The 1,293-nt window shown below is 64.3% G+C and carries 2 protein-coding genes; one reads left to right on the top strand and one right to left on the bottom strand.

Annotated features, from left to right (window positions below; genetic code table 11):
- On the bottom strand, window positions 1-773 hold a 773-nt coding region (locus AC061S_RS44420), incomplete at its 3' end, for an RNA-guided endonuclease InsQ/TnpB family protein (RefSeq protein ID WP_478691573.1).
- 26 nt (window positions 774-799) lie between these two features.
- On the opposite strand from AC061S_RS44420, the gene tnpA reads away from it, so the two are divergent.
- The gene (gene tnpA, locus AC061S_RS44415) at window positions 800-1,216 is read left to right on the top strand and encodes an IS200/IS605 family transposase (protein WP_478691572.1); all 417 of its coding nucleotides are present in this window, start codon (window positions 800-802) and stop codon (window positions 1,214-1,216) included.
- The last annotated feature ends 77 nt before the right edge of the window (window positions 1,217-1,293 follow it).

The following is a 1,293-nucleotide window of genomic DNA, read 5'->3' as shown; positions in this document are numbered from 1 at the left end:
TGGAACTCGCGCCGCGCGTCGGCCACCCGCGCGTGAGCGCGGGCGACCTTGATACGGGCCTTGGCCCGGTTGCTGGAGCCCTTGGCCTTGCGGGACAGACGGCGCTGTTCCCGCTTCAGTTTCTTCTCCGCCCGGCGCAGGAAGCGCGGGGATTCGATCTTCGTGCCGTCCGAGAGGATCGCGAAGTGGGTGAGCCCCAGGTCTATGCCGACCTCGGGCGTCAGCTCGGGCAGCGTCTCGTCCGTCTCGGTCTCGACCACGAACGAGCAGAAGTACCGCCCGGCCGCATCCTTGATCACGGTCACCGTGGACGGCGTGGACGGCAGGCTGCGGGACCACTTCACCCGGACATCACCGATCTTCGGCAACGACAGGTCACCGCCCGTGGTGACCTTCCACCGGGCGTTCGCCGTGAAGCGGACAGCCTGCCGGTTGTCCTTACGGCTCTTGAACCGGGGCGCACCCGTGCTCGGGCGCTTGCCCTTCAAGCCGTCGAAGAAGTTCCGGTACGCGGTATCCAGGTCCCGAAGGGACTGCTGGAGAACGACGGCGGAGACCTCACCGAGCCAGGCGCGTTCCCCGGTCTTCTTCGCCTCGGTGATCAGCAGCTTCGACAGATCCCCGGTCTTCGGGAACGCCTCACCCCCGGCTCGGGCGGTCTCACGAGCGCGGAGCGCATCGTTATAGATCACCCGCGAGCACCCGAACGCCCTGGCCAGCGCCGAGCGCTGAGGACCGTTCGGATACATCCGGAAGGAGTACCTGAGCTGCATGAGAACGACCGTACTACAGTTGGTTTATGGCTGAGTATCAGAACATTCGTACAGGTCGTCACTGCACCTTCGTCCTGCACGCCCACTTGGTTTTCGTGACGAAGTACCGGCACAAGATCTTCACCGACGCCCACCTCAAGCGCATGGAAGAGATCATGCGCGCCGTCTGCGCCGACTTCGAATGCGAGCTGGTCGAGTTCAACGGCGAGAACAACCACGTCCACCTACTCGTGAACTTTCCGCCGAAGGTCGCCCTGTCCAAGCTGGTCAACAGCCTCAAGGGCGTCAGCTCCCGCCGGCTCCGCCAGGAGTACCCGGAACTGGTCCGGCACTACTGGCGAGCACAGCGACTGTGGTCCGGCTCGTACTTCGCCGGGTCAGTCGGCGGGGCTCCGCTGTCGATCGTCCGTCAGTACATTGAGCAGCAGAATCGTCCACTGTGACCTGCGGGTCAGAGCAGTTCTGAGAATCGCTTCACCACCGGGCTGAAGCCCGATGCACTGCGATTAGTCCCGGTAGC

It is taken from the genome of Streptomyces sp. CA189, from assembly GCF_056428985.1.
The sequence above is the reverse complement of the archived record's forward strand: the minus strand, read 5'-3'. Positions and strand labels throughout refer to the sequence as shown.